The sequence below is a fragment of the Streptococcus sp. DD04 genome, from assembly GCF_001578725.1.
In the GTDB taxonomy this organism is placed as follows: domain Bacteria; phylum Bacillota; class Bacilli; order Lactobacillales; family Streptococcaceae; genus Streptococcus; species Streptococcus sinensis.
Window position 1 is genome coordinate 86,177 of record NZ_KQ968976.1, and the last position, 6,131, is coordinate 92,307.

Sequence of the window (6,131 nt, forward strand, 5' to 3'; positions counted from 1 at the left end):
TGCCACCTGACGAAGCAAAGACCACTACTGGAATACCAGCATGACCATAACGATTGATATACATTTCTCGGCCTAGATTTCCACTCCAATGACTTAAAAATTCTACATGCATTTGTTTTCTCCTTTTAGCTTCTTTTCCTACCACTTTTCACTGATAAAGCGGAAACAGTCGGGTAGATTCTCTGCCCAGTCTACTTCATTGTGAATCGCTCCGGACTGGATTTTGATGTGCAGATTATCCAGCTCCACACCAGCAGCAATCAGCTGACGATAATAACTGAGCGAAGAATCGATATAGGCTTGTTTGATATTACCTGCCATGAGGGTCTTGTCCGTATCATCAGCTTCCTCCGTTCCAACATAGATGAAAATCCGCTGGTCAGGTTGTAGCTTCTGACGCTCTATATAACGGTCAAAGGCTTCCTGATGGAGCCAGTTAGCTGATGAAAAAACACCCAGACAGCCGACTTGGTCTTGATACTCAATGCCTATAAACTGAGTGATATTGCCCCCCAATGAGGAACCAATCATAGCTGTATGCTGGCGATCAGCCTTCGTCCGATAGTTTTCGTCAATAAAAGGTTTGACGACATCCATAACGAACTCTGCATACTCTGTTCCCTTGCCGCCGAACTGAATACCAGGAATATTGGACTCTTGAAACTTCCAGGCTGAGTATTCATTCATTCGTCTCGGACCGTCGTTATCAATGGCTACGACTATCATTTTTTCAATATCGGGATTGCGCTTGATTGTCGGAATAACTTTCCAAGAATGGCCACTGAAAGACTCCTTGCTGTAAAGGATGTTTTGCCCATCGTGAAAATAGACGACTGGGTAAGTCTGTTTGGTGTCTTGAGCATAGTTTTTTGGAAGTAAAACCCTCACGCGTCGTTTTTGCTTGGTATAAGGAACCACCAACTCATGGGTTTTCACATCAAGGTAGAAATATGATTTATTCATTTTCAGAAAACTTTCTATTTTCAAAAATTTTATTTATTATATCATAAAATTAGTAAAAAAGTTAGGCGTTTCCTAACTTTTTTGAGATTTTCGGTAAAATTCTGCTCTATTTATCTAAATAGGCCTCTAAATCTGCCAATGCCCGCTCAGCAATCTTCTCATAACGCTCTTTCTTATCACGAATCCGAGGACCATCTAGCTCTTTGATAATGCCAAAATTGACATTCATCGGCTGAAAATGCTTGCTGTCAGCATGGGTGACATAATGTGGCAGGCTACCAATAGCCGTCGTTTCTGGAAAGACTAGCGCTTCTTCTCCATTGAAGAGTCGAGCGGCATTGATACCAGCTACCAAACCAGAAGCTGCTGACTCTACATAACCTTCAACTCCAGTCATTTGACCTGCAAAGAAAAGATTGGGCTGTTTCTTAGAGCGGAAAGTCTGTTTCAGCAGATTTGGAGAGTCCATGTAAGAGTTGCGGTGCATGACACCGTAGCGGACAAATTCTGCATTTTCAAGGCCAGGAATCATCTGAAAGACACGCTTTTGCTCGCCCCACTTGAGATGAGTTTGGAAGCCGACAATGTTGTACAGACTACCTGCTGCATTATCTTGACGAAGCTGCACCACAGCGTATGGCATCTTAAAATCTCCGTCGCGAGGCCCTTGGTAGTCATCTGGATATTCTAAACCAACCGGCTTCATCGGGCCATAAAGCATGGTTTTAATGCCTCGCTTGGCCATAACTTCAATAGGCATGCAGCCTTCAAAGTATTTTTCTTTTTCAAAGGAATTGAGCGGTGCTTCCTCCGCATTGACCAAAGCTTCATGAAAATCCATAAATTCTTGCTTAGTCATAGGTGCATTGAGATAGGCAGCTTCGCCCTTATCATAACGAGATTTGAGATAGACCTTGGTCATATCAATGGTATTGACATCAATGATTGGCGCTGCTGCATCGTAGAAATAAAAACCGTCGCCGCCGTTGAGCGTGTGGATTTTTTCGGCCAAAGCATCGCTGGTTAGCGGTCCTGTCGCAATGACTGTGATGGCATCTTCTGGAATTTCAGTGATTTCCTCACGAATGACTTCAATCAATGGATGATTGGTCACTTGCTCCGTTACTAGCTGCGAAAAGCCTTCTCTATCAACCGCTAGAGCGCCGCCAGCCGGCACGCGAGTCGCTTCCGCAGCTTTTAAAATGACCGAGTCCAGCCGACGCATTTCTTCTTTGAGTAGGCCAACTGCATTAGTCAACGCATCTCCGCGCAGGGAGTTAGAACAGACCAGTTCTGCAAAGTCCGCAGTTTTATGTTGGGGTGTTGATTTAACGCCCCGCATTTCATAGAGTTTGACTGGGATTCCGCGCTTGGCAATCTGGTAAGCTGCTTCACTGCCAGCAAGACCAGCTCCGATAACATTGATATAGGATGATGACATGATACTCTCCCTTGGATATTTCTAGATTTTCACTCTGACCATTATAACAAAAAGCTAGTAAAAAAGACAGACAGGAGGATTCCTGTCTGTCCATCATTTTGCCATTTTTTCTAAATAAGCAATCTTAGCAAAATCCTTATGATTGTTATTTTCATTTCGGTAAGAATCTTGGGAAGAGGCATGGTAGATAGCTAAGAATTGCTCTGCATTCGGCAGTAGAAATTCAACATCTTCAACTTCTTTTCGAGTCAACTTCTCTAGCGGCACACCAGCGAATGCCTCCAAGGTTTCCATGACCCCAAATTCAACAGACAAGCCTTCTTTTTGAAATTCATGCTCGTGCAGATCGACCAAACGATAGCCCAAGCGATCCATCATGGGTTCAATCTTGTCCATATTATAAATACGCTCTTCATCAGGTGCTTCCCAGCCACACTCATCACCGTGAACGTGAATGTCGATATCATGTGCCTGCCAATCCTGTCCAGTAACTTGCTCCAGTCCCAGAGAACCCATCAGCAATGGAATAATTCCCATCTTGTTCAGTTGAGACGCGATTTTAAGAAATTCGGCAAATTTATCTGTCATAGCCTGTTCCTTATTTTTTAAAATAGATTGAACAATACAACTTATTTCACTTTTTCCTCTTGATAGTCGCCATTGCTGCAGACCACCTGCTTACCGCCGCCGCGAACTTTCTTTTCAACTAGATAGTGGTCGCATTTTGGACAGTTACGTCCGACTGGCTTGTCCCAAGATGTGAAATCACAATCTGGATAACGATCACAGCCATAGAAAATGCGATTTCGCTTAGTCTTACGCTCGATAACTTGACCTTTCTGGCACTGTGGACAGGTCACGCCGATTTCCTTGACAATAGCTTGAGTGTGACGACAGTCAGGGAAATTACTACAAGCATAGAACTTGCCAAATCGACCCAACTTGATAACCATGGGACTGCCGCAGACCTCACAGTCAAAACCGGCTGGCTCATCCTTGATTTGGATTTTCTCCATCTCAGACTCAGCTTTAGCCACTTCCTTTTCAAAAGGTTTGTAAAATTCGTCAATAATCTTCTGCCACTGCTCTTTGCCAACTTCTACATCATCCAGTTTTGCTTCCATTTCGGCTGTAAATTTCACATTTACGATGCCTGGGAAGAATTCGACAATTAGTGAATTGACAATCTCACCTAGTTCCGTCGGCTCAAAGCGCTTGGAAACCAGCTTAACATAGTAGCGTTTCTGAATGGTCTCAATAGTCGGTGCATAGGTAGATGGCCGACCAACGCCATTTTCTTCCAAAGTTTTGATAAGAGTCGCTTCAGAATAGCGAGCAGGCGGCTGAGTAAAGTGCTGTTCTGGATTGGTATTGACACGTTTAACTGTGTCCCCCTCTTCCATGGCTGGCAGCATTTTATTCTTGTCAGAGTCGTTATAAATAGCCAGATAGCCATCAAACTTGACCTGACTGCCGTTGGCAGCAAATTGGACACCATTTTGCCCCAGCTTAACATTCATTGTATCAAAGACTGCTGCTGTCATTTGGCTGGCTACAAAACGGTTCCAAATCAGGGTATAGAGCTTAAGCTGATCCTTATCCAGATACTTTGCGATGCTTTCCGGTGTATTGAAAACGCTGGAAGGACGAATGGCTTCGTGGGCATCTTGAGCCCCAGAAGCATTCTTAGCCTTACTGCCATGTTTGGAATATTTGGCGCCAAATTTATCCGTGATAAAGCTTGCTGCTTCATTTTGAGCTACTGGACTGATACGAGTCGAGTCGGTACGCATATAGGTAATGAGACCCTGTACGCCAGATCCGATATTGATCCCCTCATAGAGCTGCTGGGCCACCATCATGGTCTTACGAGTCCGAAAATTAATCTTATTAGCGGCATCCTGCTGCATAGAGGAAGTCGTGTAGGGCAGCGGAGCATTGCGTCGACGCTCTTTCTTTTCGACACTGTCGACTGTAAAGTCATCACCCTTGAGGTGAGACAGAACTTCTTTGACCTCATCGTTATTAGTCAGCTTCATCTTTTTACCATTCATACCGTAAAAGCTGGCTTGAAATTGACGAGTTCCTTTCTTGAAGGTTCCGTCAATCGTCCAGTATTCTTCTGGTTTGAAGGCGTTGATTTCATTTTCACGGTCGATAATCAGCTTGAGAGCGACAGACTGCACCCGCCCAGCTGACAGGCCTTTTTTGACTTTCTTCCAGAGAATAGGAGAAATGGAATAACCCACCAAGCGGTCCAGAACTCGGCGAGCCTGCTGTGCATCGACTAGATCCATATCAATCTGGCGCGGCTCTTTAAAAGCGTTCTTGACTGCATCTTTGGTGATTTCATTAAAGACGACCCGGTTTTTCTCTTTCTCATCCAGATTAAGAATATGGGCCAGATGCCAAGAAATAGCTTCTCCTTCGCGGTCCGGGTCACTTGCCAGAAAGACTTGCTTGGCTTTCTTTGCTTCTTTTTTCAAGTCATTAATCAAAGGACCTTTGCCACGGATATTGATATATTGCGGCTCATAGTTATTCTCAAAATCGATGGACATGGTGGACTTTTTCAGGTCACGAATATGCCCCACACTGGCTAGAACCTTATAGTTTCGTCCCAGATATTTTTCTATTGTTTTTGCCTTGGCAGGCGACTCTACGATGACAAGATTTTTCTTGGTCGTAGATTTTTTCTTTGTTTTTGTTACCAATTTAGACACCTTCTATCAGAAATAAAATCTCATAGAGTGTAAACTATTTTTTGATAGATGTCAACTACTAACTTTTCTTATAGGAAAACTTGTTTTAAAAATCAAACTCAGAAAGGACGTCAGAGCCTGATGAGATGCACTTTGCGCCCTCTTGAATCAAATGATGGCAACCGTCAGATTTTCCATCCAAAATTGATCCCGGAATTGCAAAAACATCCCGCCCTTCTTCCATTGCCCGTTCGCAGGTAATGAGACTGCCCGACCGCATTTTGGCTTCCGCCACAATGACTCCTCGGCAGAGGCCAGCGATGATGCGATTACGCTCTGGAAAATGAAATTTCAAGGGTTGCTCACCCGGACCATACTCTGTCAGCAATAGATGATTCTTACCAATATAAGTCTGTAATTTTTTATTGGCCTTGGGATAAAAAACATCCAAGCCCGTCCCAATAACAGCGATTGTCTGACCGCCGTTTTGCAGGGCAGCCATGTGAGCTGCGGTATCAATCCCACGAGCCAGGCCGCTGACGATGACCAGTTCGTTATTAAGCTCTTTGACAATCTTTTGAACCGAAGCATTGCCTTGCTTACTGCTATCTCGGCTGCCAACGACTGCAGCCTTAGGCAGCTCTAGCAGGTCTAGATTTCCCTGATAAAAGAGAAGAGTCGGAGCATCATAAATCTCGCATAAATCCCAAGGGTAAACATCGTCCAAGATAGAAAAGGATGGAAATCGGTCAAACTCTTGCTTCAAAGCTTGCAGATCGAGCCGCTTGTACTTCTCCATAAAGAGAGCAGGATTACGGCATTCAGACACGACAGCCTTGTCTCGCAGAGAAAGCTCACTCTCTCTAGTCTCGGCATATCTCAAAACGTTTAAAACCTGATGATTGGTCAAACCAGCTTTTTTCATTTTATAAATTTCAAAATTATTCATTTTTTCACCTCACTTTAATATTCGTAAAAGAAATAAAAAAGAGCTGAAAGATAGCTCAATTTTGAAAATTTTAGGG

The 6,131-nt window shown here is 43.8% G+C and carries 5 protein-coding genes and 1 pseudogene; all 6 read right to left on the reverse strand.

Going from position 1 to position 6,131, the window contains the following annotated elements:
- Positions 1–112, reverse strand: a pseudogene (locus STRDD04_RS11260) (esterase); the annotation flags it as partial.
- Between the two features lie 26 nt (positions 113–138).
- Positions 139–963 (reverse strand): alpha/beta hydrolase, encoded by an 825-nt coding sequence (locus STRDD04_RS00405; protein ID WP_062198396.1) that lies wholly within the window; start codon positions 961–963, stop codon positions 139–141.
- 106 nt (positions 964–1,069) lie between these two features.
- Positions 1,070–2,404, reverse strand: a complete 1,335-nt coding sequence (gene trmFO, locus STRDD04_RS00410; RefSeq protein ID WP_062198398.1) for a methylenetetrahydrofolate--tRNA-(uracil(54)-C(5))-methyltransferase (FADH(2)-oxidizing) TrmFO — start codon at positions 2,402–2,404, stop codon at positions 1,070–1,072.
- 93 nt (positions 2,405–2,497) lie between these two features.
- Positions 2,498–2,992, reverse strand: coding sequence for a hypothetical protein (locus STRDD04_RS00415; RefSeq protein WP_062198400.1), 495 nt, complete (start codon positions 2,990–2,992; stop codon positions 2,498–2,500).
- A gap of 41 nt (positions 2,993–3,033) precedes the next feature.
- Entirely contained in the window at positions 3,034–5,127 is a 2,094-nt protein-coding gene (topA, locus tag STRDD04_RS00420; protein WP_156469015.1) for a type I DNA topoisomerase, read from the reverse strand.
- 85 nt (positions 5,128–5,212) lie between these two features.
- Positions 5,213–6,055, reverse strand: coding sequence for a DNA-processing protein DprA (gene dprA, locus STRDD04_RS00425; protein WP_062198404.1), 843 nt, complete (start codon positions 6,053–6,055; stop codon positions 5,213–5,215).
- Positions 6,056–6,131: the final 76 nt, after the last annotated feature.